The sequence below is a fragment of the Ruegeria sp. AL12 genome (assembly GCF_056540885.1).
The window spans coordinates 1-855 of record NZ_JBQFXN010000089.1 but is presented as its reverse complement, the minus strand read 5'-3'; the positions used below and the strand labels follow the sequence as shown (position 1 = coordinate 855).

Genomic DNA, 855 nt, shown 5'->3' with positions numbered 1-855 from the left:
ATGTGCCGGCCAAGAACCTTGTGCAGATCGGCATCGGCGGCTGGCAAGTCCCGCGTGAGGCCGTCAAGGTCACCCGCGAACGCGAGACCAACATCATCACTATGGGCGATATGGAGAAGATGGGCGTCGACAAGACCATCGAGATGGCGCTTGAGATGGCGTGGGACGGTGTCGATATGGTTTACATGTCCTTCGATATAGACAGTATCGACTGCGGCTTTGTCCCGGGCACCGGTTGGCCCGAACCCGGCGGATTCCTTCCGCGCGAAGCGCTGGCGCTGGCCTCGGGCATCGCTGCCGAAGGCATCTGTGGCATGGAACTGGTCGAGGTCTCGCCGCCTTACGACACATCCGATATCACCGCCCTGATGGGCACCCGCGTGATCGTGGATGTGTTGGGCGCGCTGGTGTCGAACGGCAAGATGGGCGCGCATAAGAAGTTCATCGACAAACCCGTCGCCATCCCACACGGCGAATTCGAGGGGCGGAGGTGGTCGAATGCCACATGATCACCCGCACCATCACCACCACGGTCATGACCATGCCCATCACGGGCATGGCCACAACCACGCCCATGGCGACCACCTGCACAGCCACATGCATCACGAGGATGAGGCAGCGGACCTGCAGGTTCTGGCCACGCAATTCATCGACGGTTTCCTGCAGGCCGGTGACAAGACCAGCTATCTGAAACTGGCCGGTGTCCCCTTTGAACGCCCGTCCAAGGACGGAGCCAAGGCGCTGAAACTGATCGACATCGAACTGAAGACCGAATGGCAGGTAGGCACCGCCTCACCTTCATTCGGCTCGCGCGAGCTGAGCTATCTGCCCTTTCCCGGTCAGATGGTGCAGGAG

The 855-nt window shown here is 60.9% G+C and carries 2 protein-coding genes; both read left to right on the top strand.

From position 1 onward, the window contains the following. A partial coding sequence (locus ACR0C6_RS21545; RefSeq protein WP_480621162.1) for an arginase family protein occupies positions 1-509 on the top strand: 509 nt, incomplete at its 5' end. Further along, positions 499-855, top strand: a 357-nt coding sequence (locus tag ACR0C6_RS21540) for a hypothetical protein (RefSeq protein ID WP_480621160.1), incomplete at its 3' end; no start/stop codon positions are given. The genes ACR0C6_RS21545 and ACR0C6_RS21540, both read left to right, overlap by 11 nt.